Origin of the sequence: Salirhabdus sp. Marseille-P4669 (assembly GCF_900240405.1) — a bacterium.
GTDB lineage: Bacteria > Bacillota > Bacilli > Bacillales > Alkalibacillaceae > OEQK01.
The window spans coordinates 60,176-76,988 of sequence record NZ_OEQK01000008.1 but is presented as its reverse complement, the minus strand read 5'-3'; the positions used below and the strand labels follow the sequence as shown (position 1 = coordinate 76,988).

Here is a 16,813-nt window from a genome sequence, read left to right as displayed (position 1 = left end):
AATACACCATAGACTCAAGCCGAAAAGTGATATTTATAAAAGGGGTGAATCCATGAAAGAACGAGTAATAGATGCTTTTAATCAGCTTGCTAAGGTTTATGAAAATAGTGTAGACAAATCAAGTTTGTATAATAGTGAATACGAAAGACCTTCCATGATGAGTCAGATTCCTGAAGATTTAACAGGTAAACAAGTATTCGATGCTGGGTGTGCGGCTGGGTGGTATACTAATGAATTGCTTCATAGAGGAGCTAACGTGACTGCTAGTGATATTAGTCCTGAAATGGTAAACGCTACGAAGAGGCGTGTTGGAAATAAAGCAGAAGTGCTTTGTTTAGATTTAACGGAAAAATTACCTTTTGAACAACACTCCTTTGATCTCATCATCAGCTCCCTCACACTTCACTACATACAGGACTGGAACGAAACCTTTCGTGAATTTCAACGAATCATAAAACCAAATGGGATGCTTTTGTTTTCTGTACACCATCCATTTTCAGATATTGGTTTACTACCGAATCCCAACTACTTCTCAACGGAACTTATTACGGATGAATGGGATAAAGAAGGAAAATTATACGAAGTAGTATACTATCGAAGACCTCTTCAAGACATCATGAACGATACTCTTCAGTATTTTACAATTTCAGAAGTAATCGAACCCCTTCCTACATGGACATTTAAAGAAAAGGCGCCACAAAGTTATGATCGAATATTGAAACAGCCTCCATTTTTAATTATAAAGGCATTTTCTAGGAGTGAATTTGATGTTAATTAGGAATAAACGATTATTCGTAATGTTTGGAGCTTTATTCACGCTATTCCTTGCTGGTTGCAATACAACAGAAGAACAAAATGGTTCTGATGGAACAACAAAAGAAGAACTGCAATCTGAAACATCCATTGATGGAAAGGATGATTCATCAGAAGTACCTGATGAATCAAATGAAGAGCCGATTGAAGAATATGTCCCGAATGAATCAGATATTGTATTAAAAGCGAATACCCTGACAAATGTTAAAATTTTAGAAGAATTCATGGAGATTGCAGGAGAAAATGGACAGGATAATGAACGGGAAATTCGAGTTGTTAAGGTTGATAATCAAGGATCGATTATTTACGATTTACAATCGAGATATGATGCAAATGCTAATCAAGCTTGGATTGAAGTGCGACCAGATATGACTTATTATCAAACCTATGAGGGGGAGGTGCAGGATGTTTTTAACAATGCCCCACAACAATGTAGCTATATGACGAAGGATGAAATAGAAGGATATTATAAATTGTTTGAGTGTAGAACCCACTGGGAGTATCGCATTCTACCAGTAGTTACCGAATAGATAAGGAATGAAAGGTATTTATTAGGCGATTATATAGGAATCGTCTATTTATTTTGTTAAAAAACATGAATGATTTGGAATAATATGTTAATATTTTTGTGGGCGTTTTGTAAGGAATGGAAAACAAGAAGTTTTACAAGAAAAGATAGAATATAAATGTGCTAGATAGTAATAAGTATGGAAAAATAGGGTTCAGAACATAAATGCTAATAGTATAATAAGATTTATAAAGGATGAGTAGCACTAATGGCTTGTAAAAGAATAAAGGTCCAATCATGTTGTACATAAAAAAGAGGTGACCAGAATGTGGATACCTATTATTTTAACGATCATTTTACTAGTTGCTTTTCTTATTTCCATTATGGCTCTTATCACAAAGAGAAAAAAGGCAAGGATAACAGGATTTAAAAGTGCCTTAACTCCAATATGTTTTTACCTTATTGTGATAACGAACGTACTCGCTTATTGGTTTGGATGGTTGGGGATTATAAGTTGGCTTATGACGATTATTCTACTAATTTTAGCTGCTTATTTTACAAAGTATTTACTAGTCGCTTAATATATGAAAAAGGTGGAGGAACAGATGAAACGAATATTTTTTGTTATTATTTCCTATTTAGTCGCAGGGGTCGGCTTGTATCATTCATTTTTTGGGGCTAAAAATATGTATGGGTATATCATTTTAGGAATTGGATTATTCGGGATAATCGTGGATCTTTTTTCAAAAAGGTTGAATATAGATTAAATGTATTCTTGATTGATCTGATAAGGCAGTATTTTTTAAAATCATTTAGGATGTAGGGGAATGGAAAGTTTTGCTTGTATTCTGTTTAATGGTTCGGGTTAGATATCTAAAAAACAGTGGTATAATGAAAAAAAGAGGGATATGATTTGAATATGTATGTATACGCTGGAATGGCAGGATGCTAGTTTGCTAGGTGCTTTCCAAAAGAAAAGGAAATAAAATACAAGTGTTGCAAATATAATTCAAAATATATACACTTTGGAATGGTGTGTTCGGTTGGAAATTAAAGAATGGTAGAGAAAGGAATTTAGGAATGAAATTAGTTAGATCAATTTTAGCAGTTATTGTAATTATTTTAGCAGTTTATATTTTTGTTACAGATGTTTTTGAAATGCTGACTTATTCGCTAATTTTGTTAGGTTTACTGCTAATAACAATGGGCGTGTTAGAATTTCGAGTGAAAAAAAAGGCAACTGCAGTCGTCCTGTTTCTTGTGGCTGGATTTGATATGTATGTCGCGTTCTTTTCTTTATCAAACTAGTATAAGGTTTTCGTATTATACTTGATTATGTATGCTTAATGAACAACCAAATAGAAAAAATCCAGCAATTAAGGTGGGGGAAATATGGAAATAGTTCAAGCAACAATGGCAGATTTAGACGAGGTATCTAAGCTTTTTAATTTATACCGTGTGTTTTACCATCAAAAAGCAGATTTAGATGGTGCTCGGAATTACATTAAAAACCGAATGGAACAAAAGGAATCTATTCTTTTTATTGCCAAAAATGAACATGAATATGTTGGCTTTACACAACTCTATCCTAGTTTTTCATCCATCTCAATGAAAAAAGCCTGGATTTTGAATGATTTATATGTCGTTGAGCATGCTAGAAAACATGGTGTAGGGGAATTGCTCTTACATAAAGCGAAGGCATACGCTGTTGAAACGGGTGCTAACAGCATTAGCCTAAGTACAGCGCCTGATAATTATGCTGCCCAACGATTATACGAAAAGAATGGATACAAAAAGGATGAAGACTTCTATCATTATGAGTTAACGTTGGGATAATCGAATCGATTTGTACATTTGAACCACTAATTGTCTATATCAATTAGTGGTTCTTCTTATTGTGAAGGACAAGTTAAGAGGAAATGTATAAATAAAAACCAATTATTACTAAATGTGGTTTCCCTATTTCCATGGTATTTTATAACTAAGGAAAATGCAGTTGAAAAAAGTACATTGCTACTAGAAAACGATGAAATTATGAGGTGTCAATATGAAGTCTAAATGGGGTATGCTCGTTCTTGTTTTACTCGTAATCGGTTTTGTATTTTGGGGTTTCCAAATCTTTCAGCAAGAATCAGATACACAGATGGCCTCTAATCATAGTGCAAAACTGCTTACATTAAAAGAAATGCCAAGGAACGTTGAGACTGAAATTCAATTTATAAAAGAACGTATTGAGCAAGAGGCAAAGGAAGAAGCAGAGCTATTACGGTTGGAAGAAGAAAAGCGAAAGGAAGCAGAACGATTACGGATTGAGGAAGAAAAACAAAAAGAAGCCGAACGACAGCGTGTCGAAGAGGAAAAACGAATTGCCGAACAGAAGGCTAAGGAAGAGCAACCGAGTCAAGAAAATGAAAACAAGGAGAAGCAAGCTGTACCAAATCCTCCAGCAGAACCAACAGAGGAAAAACCTTCTAGTTCTTCTTATGGAGGAATAAGCTCCTTCGAAAAAGACGTCGTTAGCTATACGAATGTGGAAAGAGTAAAAAACGGATTACCGGAACTTCAAATAGATCATAAGTTAAGTGAAGTTGCTTGGTATAAGTCGCAGGATATGCAGCGGTTAGGTTATTTTGATCATACTAGTCCAACATATGGTTCGCCCTTCGATATGATGTTAGACTTTGGTGTTCAGTACACGGCAGCAGGCGAAAATATTGCATATGGCTATCCCTCTGCTGAAAGTCTAGTACAAGCCTGGATGGACAGCCCGGGGCATCGTGCTAATATTTTAAGTGAAAGCTTTACACATATAGGCGTAGGTTATGTTCAAGAAGGTCATTATGCAGCACAAATGTTCATACGAAAATAAGGTATGTTTTTAAAAAAATACAACAGTCTAGTTGACCTTAACTAGGCTGTTTTTTTAGATAAGGTATATTTATTGAATTAGCCGAGAGTTCGACTTAGTGATTTGTTATAATCAACTAAAAAGGGGAGTGAAACTTAAGATTTGTATCCAAATAAGCTCCAATTTTCAGGATGGTATAGGGGCTGGGCAAGTGATGCTTCCAAGAATGGTGTCCAGTTGTTTACTTATCTGCTCGATTGTGCTTATTTGCTTACCTTTTGTATTGATATGATTAAGTCTTTGAGGTTCATAAAAGAGAATATGAATGTCTTCTGCTATAATGGATAATATCCCATTACGAATGATCAACATAATGCTTCAACACAAGTTAAAGCATAACTTTTACATACGGAGGGGATGCAATGGAATTCATAAAGGATTATTTTATTCGCTACAATATGGACCCAACGTTAGCAAAATATCTATCCATAGCGACAACAATCCTATTGATTATATTACTTTGTGTGATTGCAAACTTTATTACGAAAAAGGTAGTCATGCGGATTATTACCAAAATTGTGACGAAGAATAAATTTACGTGGGACGATAAAATATTAGAGCGGAAGGTTTTTCATAAGCTATCGCACATTGTTCCAGCGCTGATTATTTATTTCTTTGCTTCCACGTTTCCAAACTACCAATTTGTAATCGAACGAGCGGCGATTGCTTATATCATTATTGTTATGCTAATGGTAATCAACAGCTTGCTAAATGCGATTAACGATATTTACCAAACCTATGAAATTTCAAAGTCACGGCCAATTAAAGGATATATCCAGGTTGGGAAAATTTTCATCTTTATTATTGGGGCTATTTTGGTCATTTCGAGCTTAATTGGTCAAAGTCCATTAATTCTCTTAAGCGGTATTGGTGCTTTATCAGCAGTATTTATGTTGGTATTTAAAGATTCCCTATTAGGACTAGTCGCAGGAGTCCAATTGTCATCTAATGATATGGTTCGAGTTGGGGATTGGATTGAAATGCCGAAGTATGGAGCGGACGGGGATGTTATTGATGTTTCCCTAAATACGGTTAAGGTACAAAACTTCGATAATACAATCACAACAATCCCAAGCTATGCAATGATTTCCGATTCCTTTAAAAACTGGAGAGGGATGCAAAACTCGGGTGGACGAAGGATTAAACGTTCTTTGTTCATTGATAAAACGAGTATTATGTTCTGTACAGAAGAGATGATTGAGAAATTTAAAAATATCCACTATCTTTCGGAGTATATTACGGAGAGACAGCAGGAAATTGAGGCATACAATGTAGAAAATAGGATCAATCGAGACAATCCAGTGAATGGCCGGGCACTCACAAATATTGGTGTGTTTCGTGCGTATGTTCGTAATTACTTAAAACACCATTCTGGGATTCACCAGGAAAAGACCTTAATGGTAAGACAATTAGCTCCTACAGAACATGGGCTGCCTTTAGAAATCTATTGCTTTACAAATGATATTAGATGGCCAGTATATGAAACCATTCAAGCTGATATCTTTGATCATTTGTTTGCTGTTGCACCAGAGTTTGGAATTCGATTATTCCAGAATCCAACTGGGAATGATTTGAGAAGTATGGCGTCTTTTCATGATAACTCTGGAAAAACCAATGAACAATCATAGGAAATCATAGACTGTCTTAATGACGCGATATTTTATCGCGTCATCTTTAATATCCTTTATTGCTTTGGAATGAATGCCAGTAAATGGAGATGGTTTCCTAGTAAGTAAAGAAGGTTATATATAATTTTTAATTTATGCATGACGAATTTCATTTTTATATTGAAAACAATCAATATTAATTATAAAATTTGAATTATTATAATTAATGTGAAGCCTCCTCGAAAATACATCTAGAACTCTTTACTCTTTACACGCATTTTGTTTATTCCTCAACTGTTAAAACATTCGTTAATGCAATAGGTAACAATTCAATGTAGTTATCATAGCCAAATTCAATCGTAATGGAGAGTATAGAATGAGTGACTTCCAATATGTACGAAAATTGAATCTAGACCATTGTGGAATGGTGTATTCTTTTATTAGAAAAGGTAATGACTTTATTCATACGAAGATTGAAGGAGAATTACTGAATCGATTAGGACATACACCAATAGAGATTATTGGGAAAACATTATATGATTTCTTACCACTAGACCATGCCAATCGAAAGCTTACATATTATGAAGAAGCCTGGAAAGGAAAATTTGTACAATATGAAAGTAGAAGTAAAGGCATTTACTATATTGCTTCCTTAAGGCCGATTATTGTCGGAGGTGAAGTGGTGGAGGTTGTTGGTTCTTGTATTAATGTTACAAATCATATAGAGCTACAAAAAGATTTGGATGAAAATCAAAATGTGCAACCCTTTCATTCTCCCGATAGAAAGAACTTAATGATCAAGGAGAATTACAAATGGATATTCGTTCCTCTTGATGAGATAATCTTCATCGAACGAGTGGAACGAAAATCTGTCATTCACACGTATAATAGACGGAATGAAACGTATGAAGCTTTAACGAGCTTGCATCAACAATTAGATGAACGTTTTATACGAAGTCACAAGTCTTTTATTTTGAACATTGACTTTTTAGAGGTAATCGAACAAAAAGGAACAAAGTATATTGCTCATTTTAAAGATTTTGACTATACCGCGAAAATCTCTAACAATATGGTTATACCGTTAAAAAACTACAAATCAACCTTTTAAAACTCATGCTCTCCTGGCATGGGTTTTTTGTGAAAAAAATTATTTTATTAAACTTTTGTTTCAAATGTCGATTTCATGGTTTGAAATGGAATCCTTTGATGTCTGAAATCGTTCATTTTATGATTTAAATCGATTAGACATTCTATTCCAGAAACTATATGATAAGACAAAAGAAATAGGCATTTTGTGCCTGAAATTAGAATAGGATGGTATTTATATGGGAAATAACAACGTTACTCCATATCATAAGACACTCCGTTCCGAAATTGAAAACTGTAGGGCGCATCTTCTTAAAATTGGAAATGAGTTGGGATTAACTCACCAAGAAACCGTATATAACAGCCAAGTGCTTGATGAACTAATTAATGAATATATTAAAAGTAATTTGAAAGAAAAATAAGGTTCATCCTTTTGGGAATGAACCTTATTTAAGTGACCCTTCATATCTTTCCTGAAACACCTGCCAAATCTGCTTTTCTTTCTCCAATTACTCCACCCAAAAGAAGTAATGCCCCAAGTAAAACAATCCCTGCAGCTCCTAATAAGGCAGCATTAAAATTATTGGTATAAGTAGAAAGGATACCTGAAATTGCTGGACCTATCATTTGACCAAGGGCATACACAGCGGTCATATAACCGATAATCCGAGTGCTGTTAATCGGATACATCTGCCGTGCTAAAGACGTTGCAAGTGTCGTGATTCCCATGAATGTAGCACCAAAAAGTAGAGCACTTACGATTAAATAAAAGCTAGTTGAAATAAATACAGGAATTCCAATACCAATTGCTTGTATGGTCATGGAAATAATTAATGCCTTAATGTGTCCGAATTTCTCAGCAAGCATGGACCAGACGATACAAGATGGGATTGCTGCTAATCCAACGACTAGCCAAACCGTAGTTGCATCACCTTGAAAATCTAATGACTGCTCTGCAATCGCAACAATGAATGTTCCAGTTACGATGTATCCAAGCCCTTCTAAGGCATAAATGGTAATTAGTAAGCGACGCCACTTTTTGGAAGGAGTTGATGTATTCGTTTGTTCTTCTCTCTTCCTTTTCTCAGGCGGTTGAGCTTCTTTTAACCAAATCCAAACAAAGATTGCAAAAAATAGACTCAACATACCTAAACCAATCCAGGCTCCTTGCCAGTTAAATAACTGGTTAAGAGGAGGAATAATAACACTAGATAGAAAGATTCCAAAGCCAACCCCACCATAATACAATCCAGAAATACTAGATTTTCCATTCCGAGCGAGCGTATCCAATACAATGCTCGAGGATAATACAAATACAAATGCACTTGCTACACCGGAGACAAACCTTAGTATGTACCAAATAAAATAGGAATCCATAATCCCCATCAAAATGGTAGTAGCAATACTAATTAAAATACTAATTCGAAAAGTGCGTATTCGATTACCTGTAAAGGGAATGAAACTTAAAAATATTGCTCCAACTAAATATCCAGCATAGTTACTTGTGGCAAGATACCCAGCAATGGCATTGGAGAAGTCAAGCTCCTCTTGCATAAGTGGTAGAATAGGTGTATATGCAAATCTACCAATCCCCATTGCAATAGCTAAGGAAAATAGACCACCTATTAGAAATAAAATCGATTGCTTCATCTGTTCCACCCCCAAGATTGGTATTATAATATCATAAAGCTTTTATGAGTAGAACATGTCTATCATTTATTTTATTATAGCTGGTATAAATAGGTATGAAAATGAATAGATTTTAAGGACAAATAAGGATTGAGAGGGCTTTCTTTTCATTGCAAAAAAATTCCCCCTTCTTTATAGTTAAAAGTAGTTGTTAGAATCGTGAGGTGTAAAAATGGATATATTTGAAGCGATACATTCGAGAAGAAGCATTGGTAAGGTAAAACAAGATCCGGTTGAAAAAGAAAAGATTCATAAAATACTAGAAGCGGGTACTAGAGCTCCTAGTCATTATAAAACAGAACCATGGAAGTTTTTCGTATTAACAGAAGAGGGTCGTCGCCCGCTTGGTCGAACACTAGCAGAGATTGCAGCGGAAAAAATGGATGATCCAACAACAGAAGAAAATCAGCTTCTCTTACAAGGGCAAGAAATGAAAGCATTTCGTGCCCCTGTCATAATTGCTGCAGCAGTTGTACCCTCTGAACATCCGAAGGCCCTTCCAGTTGAAGAAATTGGTGCTGTTAATTCTGCAATCCAAAACATGTTGCTTGCTGCTCATGCCCTAGGACTAGGAGCTATATGGCGTACAGGAGCCCCATGTTATCATCCAAAAATGAAAAATCTATTTGGGTTAGAAGGGGATGCACAAATTCTCGGATTCCTTTATCTTGGCTATCCAAATACTACAAAGGAAGAAAGCCCACGCATACCGTTCGAGGAAAAGACAGAGTGGTGGAGCGAAGATTTTGAGTGATTTCTGATATAAAGTTATACAGTTGCTATTTTTATTAACATTTTTGGTCACTAAGTGGTTGCTTGGTGGCTTTTTTTCTGGTGTTTTTTATATTGGGCTCATAGAGAAGGTCTAGGAGCCCGTTATTTGTTTAATTGCTGTAGTACGGTAACATTGCCAAGCTCAAAGCCCCATTCCATTACATTACTTGAATCGTACGCTTATTTGTTCTAAGAAAGGATAAAAGCTTCTCATCACGTTCTTTTGCAGCAGTACCTAGCCAAATTAAATGCCCCCAGGAATCTAGTAGATGTAGTTCGGACAAAGGGATAGTTTCATGTGCATGTTGTGGATGATCTAGTGGTATAAAGCCGTCGTTTTTACTGTGAAGAATTAATGTTGGGCAGGTGATTTTCTTTAAATCTTGATCTGTTAGGTCACTCGTTTGTTTAATATCGATTAGAAAACCATGACCGGAACGTTGACGTGTATTCATTCTTTTAAACTCTTTAACGTCATTCTGGTCCATGCGCTCTTTTATTCCTTTTTTATCAAGGGAGCTAAATTGAGCAGCCATCACTTTAAAGATAAACGTTGGAAGTAAAGAACTGAACATACCTAACATCTTCCAAGTAAGCCATTCTGTAGATGGACGGAAAATAATATGAGCTGCTTTGTATTCCAGGTCTTTCCTGGTTAACCATTTCCTACATACAGCACTCTCCAGTGTCAAGCTTAGAACCTTCTCTGGGAATAAAGAAGCGAAACGGATACCAGTAGGTCCACCTGCTGATATTGCAATAATGTGTGCCTTTTCGATCTCAAGATGGTCCAACAGTTTTGCGTAATATGTACAAGCTTTCAGTAGGTTATCCCCTATTTCTTTGGAAGTTTCCCCATAACCTGCTCGTGACGGTGTTATGATTGAATAGCCATTTTCGATTAAGGATTGGAATCCAAACTCTTCTTTACAATTCGAATGACCGCCATGGAATAGAAGTATTGGTTCCCCTTCTCCTATCGTCGAATACTCAATGGTTACTCCATCAACCTCTAATTTATGAATTGTTCTATTCATAAGAATCCCCCTTCTATGAAAATTATTTTCATAGCCTAATACATACCTAACCTATCTCCATTATATTAACATAAAGTTCCAATCCATAACCCGCAGTATTCTAAAGAAAACCCGGTGTTTCCCCCTTCTTCTTTGTGCCTCAATTAATCCTAATTTAAAAGAGATGTGCTCTTTTTATTCAAACTGAAATACTTCTTTGAAATAAGCAGCTGCCTCCAGCATTCTGGGACCATACCAAAGCATTTCGCCATCGAGAATCATCGTTTTCGCATCTGGAAACTGTTTCGTAAACTCTAGTTTGTGTTCCTCTTTAAAGGGGAAGGGTTCTGTTGCAAGAAATATATAGTCCAGCTTAGCCTTATGAAAATCCTCTTCTGATACTATTGGATAACGACCTTCATAGGAAGAAAAGGCATTTTCTAATCCGAATGTCTTTAGTAAATCTTGAATATATGTATGATTTCCAACGACCATATATGGTTTCTTCCAAATAACATAGGCGAATCGTTTTCCATCGATACTAGGAAGCGTTTGAAAAGCAGTTTGAATCATTGTTTGTAGCTCTTCTGCCTGTGGTTTATGATCTGTAATTACTCCTAAATTGTGAATCATGCGATACGCATCTTGAACCGTTTGGACTTCTGCTACAAAAACAGGAAACTCTTTTTCTAGTAATTCGACAATTTCCTTTGTATTCTCTTCCTTCTCGGCCAAGATAAGGTCAGGCTTGAGCTTACGTATTTTTTCTAGATTTATTTTTTTTGTTCCGCCAACGATTGTTGCTTGCTCTACTTTATTCTTGGGGTGGATGCAGTATCGGGTTCTTCCAACTATCTCGTTTTCTAATTGTAGGGAATATAAGGTATCGGTTAGTCCTGGTGCTATGGAGATGATACGTTTTGGTGGATAGGAGTAAGTAATGGTTCGTCCCACATGGTCAACGATTTTCTTATTCATTTCGATTCCTCCTTGAGACTGTGGAATAATGACAAATTCATTGTACCACAGTAGAAGTTATGTGCCCCCATATACTACAGTTTCAATTTTGTCGAAAAGTTTAATTCAAAAGTTGTTGACATATATACTCGGTATACATATACTCAGTATATAAATACTCAGTATATAAAAAGGTGGTGTTCAAGATCGAATTCATGGTGCAATATCAATGGGAGATTTTTATTTTCATAGAGGTTATCTCCCTTTTGTCTATCCTACTATTTGGAGTTGTACGTTATTTCTTCTTGAAACAAAAATTCAGTTTGATGTTTCTTCTGTTGTTTGTTTTATTACTCGTCCTAGAGGCCGTGCTCGCTTTCCTTATTTATCGGGAAACAGGGGAGATGTCAACCTTCCAGATCGTGATTACAGTCTTCTTAGTGTACGCTTGTACGTTTGGGATTAGTGATTTCAAAAAGCTAGACCGGTGGATGCGATCAAAAATTGGTAATTTTCGTGGAGTAGATTTACTAACAGAGCAAGATAAATACGTAATGGAAAAACAAAAAAATCCGAAATACATTGCGAAAAAATACCGGATTAGCTCCATTATTCATTTGTTGCTATTCCTATTCGTTCAGATCATCTTTTTGTCCTACAGCTTAAATCATTTCGATCAAGTTCAATACTATCTCACAGACCTATCTTGGATTGGAACGGAAAATGTAGAAGAAACACCATATGCAAATGATTCGTTGTATCGAATTTCGATGATTTGGGGCTTGATTTTTATTGTGGATTTTATTTATTCCTGGTCTTACACCGTATTTCCATCAAAATAAAGAGGTGAATGTAATGATTGAGATTTCAAATGTAACGAAAGAATATAAAACTGGAAATGAGAAAGTACCTATTTTGAAAGGGGTAGACCTTTCAATTTCAGAAGGAGAATTCGTTTGTATTATTGGGCCAAGTGGCTCCGGTAAGACGACCCTTTTGCATTTATTAGGTGGGCTTGACATACCAACATCAGGAAACATTCAGCTGCAAGGCTCTGAATTATCCTCTAAATCGGAAAAGCAACGTACACTTATTCGGCGTAGAGAAATAGGGTTTGTATTTCAAAACTATCAATTACTGCCAACGCTCACGGTATATGAAAATATTGTTTTTCCAATACACGCAGATGGGAAGAAGGTATCACCAAAAGAGGTGGAAACTTTACTAGAAGCGGTAGATTTAAAAGGATATGAGAAACGTTTTCCGCATGAATTAAGTGGTGGGCAGCAACAAAGGGTAGCTATAGCTAGAGCACTCATTCATAATCCGAAAATATTACTGGCAGATGAGCCAACGGGTAACTTAGATAGACAGCGCTCTGGAGATATTCTTGATTTATTAGCAACCTTTCATTATAAGCGTAAGCAAACAATTGTGATGGTGACGCATGACATGTTTGCAGCGGGGTATGCGGATCGAATCATTTTGTTTAAAGATGGTGTTATTGAAGCAGAAGTGAAAAGAGAGGATGACGATTATGCTAAGTTCCTTACTCGTTTCATGGCGTAATGTAACTCGTCACAAGAAACGATTCCTTTTCACATTAATAGCTACTGTACTTGGTGTAGCAGTTATGACAAGCATGTTTATCGCTAAAGGGACCTTTGCCAATTTGATGGAGGAGCAGGAGGCTTTATATGCAGGTGAGGCTGATTTTTGGGTTCAAAGTAGTGATCGTTTCTTTTCCGAGCAGGAATGGAACGAAGTACTTGAACAGGAACAAATTGATGCTTCTGTATCCTCCTTATTCGTCCATGGCTTTGTGGAGCAAGAATCTGGGAGCCTCGCAGAAAACTCTGTCCGATTTACTGGTGTTTCCAACTTTCAAAATGAGTTGATTGCCTTACCAGTAAAGGACGGGGATGTAACAAAAGAGGGATTGATAATTACCGAAAATGCAGCAAAGCTTTGGAAGAAAAAAGTTGGAGACAAGGTAACATTTCAAGATATGGGAGAAATGGAGATTACCGCGATTGTGTATGAAGGGGCGATGCTAAATAGTCCCAAAACAATGGAGGAGGCGCTATATAAAGACTTTCGTGTAATGGTGCCATTAGAGACATTGCAAAAATGGGCTGGTAAGGAAGGCCAAATATCCAACTATCGTTTTCGTGTGAAAGAGGACACAAACAAGAATGAATTACTTACAACCTATCAAACTGGCTTAGCAGGCACGAGCCTCTTTGTTCAACCAATTGTAATGGATAGTAAACAGAACAATGATGTAGATGACATGTATTTTGTTTTTGATCTCATTGCAATTCTATCTATCTTTATAAGTGGGTTTATCGCATTTAATATGATCCATACGAGTATTCTAGAGCGTAAAAAAGAGATCGCTATTATGAAAAGCTTGGGTTATACATCTGGTAGTGTCATACGCCTGATTTTAAGAGAAACTGGATTTCTAGCTGTTATTGGAACCTTCTTTGGTATTGGGATTGGCATTTGGTTAGGGGTTTTTGTACAGGATATTTTAATAGCAGCCATTTCAAGCCAGGAAGTCAGCTATGACCTAGTACTTGGGGAACCAATCATCATTTCTATTATTATTGGACTCCTATTTCCATTTTTGGCGGCAGCACTACCGCTTTATAAGGCTGGGAGGACGCCGATATTAGAGGGGATGTTCAATAAAAACGGTACACAAACTGGTTTTAAGAGACTACATCGAGCTCGCATTATAATCGGTCTCGTCTGTACAGGAATTGGCTTAATTGATAACGTTTGGGCCTTTCTATTCTTATTCATCGGACTTGTCTTGTTGTTCCCGCTGTGGATGAGAATAGCTGGATTTTGTCTCCATCCAATAGTCGGGTTGTTGTTCCGCTTTTCCGGTAAACAGGCGATACAATCGATCAAACAGTTTGAAAATCGAATAGCAAACACAACCGCAATGCTTGCTATTGGTGTCTGTCTAGCTCTATTTATGAGTGCAGCATTAGAGGCGTTACCTAAGGGGATGGAGAAGGAAATACGAGCTACGTATGGTGGCGACATCCTTGTAGAGAAAGAAACACCATGGACTGATTCAGAGCTAGGTTCCCTTATGGAAATGGAAGGGGTTCAAACAGCTTTTGCATATAAAGAAATTCCAAATGTAACATGGCTAACAAAGGATAATGAACTTCGAGAGTTTTCGTTAATGTCTTATTCGGAGCAATCCTCATTACCATTTATGGTAACAGATGAAACAGATCAAGAGAGTGACTATCCTGCTATCTATGTTGGTGAGCGTGCTCTTACAGAATGGGGAGGAGAGGTTGGGGATGTTTTCTCATTAAATACTCCAGCTGGGGAGCAAGCCTTTTTCGTGAAAGGAATTGCCCAAACAACCCATTATTCAAATTATGTAGGAATAGTAGAGGAAAGCGTGATGAGCGATGAATTGAACTGGCCAGGGCGCTATCATGTTATGCTAGATGTAGAGGATGAAAGTCACATTTCGACTGTATTAAGTGAAATTTGGAATCAGTTTGGTGCAGATATTGCGAATACCGATACAGTTACAAACAATATTGAACAAACCACTCGTGCCATTTCAGGAATGGAAGAATTAATGCAAGGACTATTGCTGCTAATCATTGCTATTTCAGCAGTCGGCGTAAGCAATACGTTATTTATGAATACGATGGAACGTATACGAGAGTTAGGTACTATGCGTGCAATTGGATTTACAAAAGGACAAGTGAGACGTATGATTGTGGCAGAAGGTTTATTTATCGGTATTGTTGGTGTGATTTTTGGAACGCTGTATGGTATTTTGGTTATTTATCTAAATAGTATTTCGAAGGATGCACAAGGATTAGTAAGCTTTATCATACCTTGGAATAGTTTCGCTTTAGCCGTGGCAGGTGGAATAATTTTTACACTTTTAGCATCATGGTTACCAAGTAGAGCAGCATCACGAATACCTGTGAAAGAAGCGATAAATTATGAATAAGTGGGGATTTTCATGTCAGTAAAACATTCATTACTTGCCTTGTTATATGAAAAACCTAGACACGGTTATGAATTAAAAACAGGTTTCGAGGAATTGGTTCAAGGGATGTGGCCGTTAAACGCTGGCCAAGTATATACGACACTCGATCGGTTAGAGCGTGACGAATTTGTAACTTCACCTGGACATGATAAAAAGGATCGGAAGCTTTATACTATCACAAATGCTGGGCAAGAGGAGCTTTGGTCTTGGCTAGAGAAGCCTGTTGGAAGGTCACTGTTGAAAGATGAGTTTTATTTCAAATTTCTTTGTGCCAGTCATGTATCATACGAAAATAAACAAACGATGATTCGCAATCAAAAAGAAACGATGTTAAAAGATGTCTTGCATCTCACGCATTTGAAAAAACAAATGGTGATAATGGATAATAAAACAATGAAGATGTTAATCGAAGGTGCTCTGCTTCATTTAGAGGCCGATTTGAAATGGTTAGACATGATTGCGGATGTCTAAAAAAGGGATAGCAATTGATAAAATGCTTGGGTATATATTATCCAAGCATTTTCCTGTTAATGGACAATTTTGGAAGGGGTGTTGTAGAGGTGTGCGCTTTATGAAATGTTGGGTGAATTTTACCAAAAGAATAGTACAACCAAAATTTGTTATCATTTTCAACCTTTATCAAATACTATTCGTGAAGCTGTATTTCTAGACATTGCTCCGTATTGGTTTTAGGATTAATACATAGATACTCAGAAAGGGTGGATAAATATGAATGTTTTAGTAGTTGGAGCGAATGGACAAATCGGCAAGCATCTTGTGACTTTTATTCAGGAAAACAGCAATTTACATGCAAAAGCAATGATACGTAAGGAGGAACAGGCTGCGTTTTTTGAAGATTTGGGTGCGGAAACAGCATTGGTAGATCTAGAAGGAAGCATTGATACGATTGCCAAAGCTGCAAAAGGCGTGGATGCGATTGTGTTTACTGCTGGTTCAGGACCGCATACAGGAAAAGATAAAACCATCATGGTGGATCTAGATGGTGCGATAAAAACAGTAGAAGCAGCGAAAAGTGCTGGAGTAAAACGTTTTATTATGATTAGCTCTTTTGACACAAGAAGAGAAGCAATTCTTGCAGCTCCACCTTCCTTTGCTCCTTATGTTGCGGCTAAATTTTATGCAGATGAATGGCTTCGAAAAACAGATTTAGATTATACGATTATTCATCCTGGAGCTTTAACGAATGATAAAGGCACAGGGGAAATTACAGCAGGATTTGACCTTGAAATTGGCGAAGTTCCAAGAGAAGATATAGCCCGTGTCATTGTGGCGTGCTTAGAGAATCAAGCTACAATCGGCAAGGAATTTCAAGTGATTGGTGGCTCCACACCGGTTAAGAATGCAGTGGATTCCATATAACACAAATTCAAAAATAAAGATGGACCTATCGTA

Annotated in this window: 19 protein-coding genes; 16 read left to right on the top strand and 3 right to left on the bottom strand. The window is 36.7% G+C overall.

Annotation, left to right across the window (positions count from 1 at the left end):
* Positions 1-52 precede the first annotated feature (52 nt).
* The 10 genes from C1A05_RS14920 (at position 53) to C1A05_RS14880 (ending at position 7,344) form a co-directional block, all read left to right on the top strand.
* Entirely contained in the window at positions 53-778 is a 726-nt protein-coding gene (locus C1A05_RS14920) for a class I SAM-dependent methyltransferase (protein ID WP_102029045.1), read from the top strand.
* A complete protein-coding gene (locus C1A05_RS14915; protein ID WP_102029044.1) occupies positions 768-1,343 on the top strand; it encodes a hypothetical protein in 576 nt (191 codons plus the stop codon). Before C1A05_RS14920 ends, C1A05_RS14915 begins: the two co-directional genes overlap by 11 nt.
* A 304-nt stretch (positions 1,344-1,647) precedes the next feature.
* On the top strand, positions 1,648-1,902 hold the full coding sequence (locus tag C1A05_RS14910; RefSeq protein ID WP_102029043.1) for a hypothetical protein: 255 nt from the start codon (positions 1,648-1,650) through the stop codon (positions 1,900-1,902).
* A gap of 24 nt (positions 1,903-1,926) precedes the next feature.
* Positions 1,927-2,088, top strand: coding sequence for a hypothetical protein (locus tag C1A05_RS18105; protein ID WP_159462092.1), 162 nt, complete (start codon positions 1,927-1,929; stop codon positions 2,086-2,088).
* Positions 2,089-2,401: 313 nt separating this feature from the next.
* Entirely contained in the window at positions 2,402-2,629 is a 228-nt protein-coding gene (locus C1A05_RS14905) for a DUF3953 domain-containing protein (protein WP_102029042.1), read from the top strand.
* An 84-nt stretch (positions 2,630-2,713) separates the two neighbouring features.
* Positions 2,714-3,157, top strand: coding sequence for a GNAT family N-acetyltransferase (locus C1A05_RS14900; protein WP_102029041.1), 444 nt, complete (start codon positions 2,714-2,716; stop codon positions 3,155-3,157).
* Between the two features lie 211 nt (positions 3,158-3,368).
* Positions 3,369-4,190 carry a CAP domain-containing protein gene (locus C1A05_RS14895; RefSeq protein WP_234998586.1) on the top strand — a complete coding sequence of 274 codons (822 nt, stop codon included), beginning with the start codon at positions 3,369-3,371 and terminating at the stop codon, positions 4,188-4,190.
* Between the two features lie 401 nt (positions 4,191-4,591).
* The gene (locus tag C1A05_RS14890; protein WP_102029040.1) at positions 4,592-5,857 is read left to right on the top strand and encodes a mechanosensitive ion channel family protein; all 1,266 of its coding nucleotides are present in this window, start codon (positions 4,592-4,594) and stop codon (positions 5,855-5,857) included.
* Positions 5,858-6,212: 355 nt separating this feature from the next.
* A complete protein-coding gene (locus C1A05_RS14885) occupies positions 6,213-6,944 on the top strand; it encodes a LytR/AlgR family response regulator transcription factor (RefSeq protein WP_102029039.1) in 732 nt (243 codons plus the stop codon).
* A 217-nt stretch (positions 6,945-7,161) separates the two neighbouring features.
* The gene (locus C1A05_RS14880; RefSeq protein WP_102029038.1) at positions 7,162-7,344 is read left to right on the top strand and encodes an aspartyl-phosphate phosphatase Spo0E family protein; all 183 of its coding nucleotides are present in this window, start codon (positions 7,162-7,164) and stop codon (positions 7,342-7,344) included.
* A gap of 40 nt (positions 7,345-7,384) precedes the next feature.
* On the opposite strand, the gene C1A05_RS14875 is transcribed toward C1A05_RS14880, so the two are convergent.
* Positions 7,385-8,572, bottom strand: coding sequence for a YbfB/YjiJ family MFS transporter (locus tag C1A05_RS14875; protein WP_102029037.1), 1,188 nt, complete (start codon positions 8,570-8,572; stop codon positions 7,385-7,387).
* A 211-nt stretch (positions 8,573-8,783) separates the two neighbouring features.
* Between C1A05_RS14875 and C1A05_RS14870 the strand changes: the two genes are divergently transcribed.
* Entirely contained in the window at positions 8,784-9,365 is a 582-nt protein-coding gene (locus C1A05_RS14870) for a nitroreductase family protein (protein WP_102029036.1), read from the top strand.
* 178 nt (positions 9,366-9,543) lie between these two features.
* Here C1A05_RS14870 and C1A05_RS14865 read toward each other — a convergent pair whose 3' ends face one another.
* Both C1A05_RS14865 and C1A05_RS14860 read right to left on the bottom strand, forming a co-directional pair.
* Positions 9,544-10,422: an alpha/beta fold hydrolase gene (locus C1A05_RS14865; protein ID WP_102029035.1), complete on the bottom strand. Its 879-nt coding sequence runs from the start codon at positions 10,420-10,422 to the stop codon at positions 9,544-9,546.
* A gap of 174 nt (positions 10,423-10,596) precedes the next feature.
* The gene (locus C1A05_RS14860) at positions 10,597-11,379 is read right to left on the bottom strand and encodes an ABC transporter substrate-binding protein (RefSeq protein ID WP_102029034.1); all 783 of its coding nucleotides are present in this window, start codon (positions 11,377-11,379) and stop codon (positions 10,597-10,599) included.
* Positions 11,380-11,762: 383 nt separating this feature from the next.
* On the opposite strand from C1A05_RS14860, the gene C1A05_RS14855 reads away from it, so the two are divergent.
* The 5 genes from C1A05_RS14855 (at position 11,763) to C1A05_RS14830 (ending at position 16,780) form a co-directional block, all read left to right on the top strand.
* A complete protein-coding gene (locus tag C1A05_RS14855; RefSeq protein ID WP_306373270.1) occupies positions 11,763-12,200 on the top strand; it encodes a hypothetical protein in 438 nt (145 codons plus the stop codon).
* Positions 12,201-12,213: 13 nt separating this feature from the next.
* On the top strand, positions 12,214-12,927 hold the full coding sequence (locus C1A05_RS14850) for an ABC transporter ATP-binding protein (RefSeq protein WP_102029032.1): 714 nt from the start codon (positions 12,214-12,216) through the stop codon (positions 12,925-12,927).
* Positions 12,896-15,361: an ABC transporter permease gene (locus C1A05_RS14845; RefSeq protein WP_159462091.1), complete on the top strand. Its 2,466-nt coding sequence runs from the start codon at positions 12,896-12,898 to the stop codon at positions 15,359-15,361. The genes C1A05_RS14850 and C1A05_RS14845 overlap by 32 nt, the downstream gene beginning before the upstream one ends.
* Before the next feature lie 12 nt (positions 15,362-15,373).
* Positions 15,374-15,871, top strand: coding sequence for a PadR family transcriptional regulator (locus C1A05_RS14840; protein ID WP_102029030.1), 498 nt, complete (start codon positions 15,374-15,376; stop codon positions 15,869-15,871).
* 258 nt (positions 15,872-16,129) lie between these two features.
* Entirely contained in the window at positions 16,130-16,780 is a 651-nt protein-coding gene (locus C1A05_RS14830; RefSeq protein WP_102029028.1) for an SDR family oxidoreductase, read from the top strand.
* Positions 16,781-16,813: the final 33 nt, after the last annotated feature.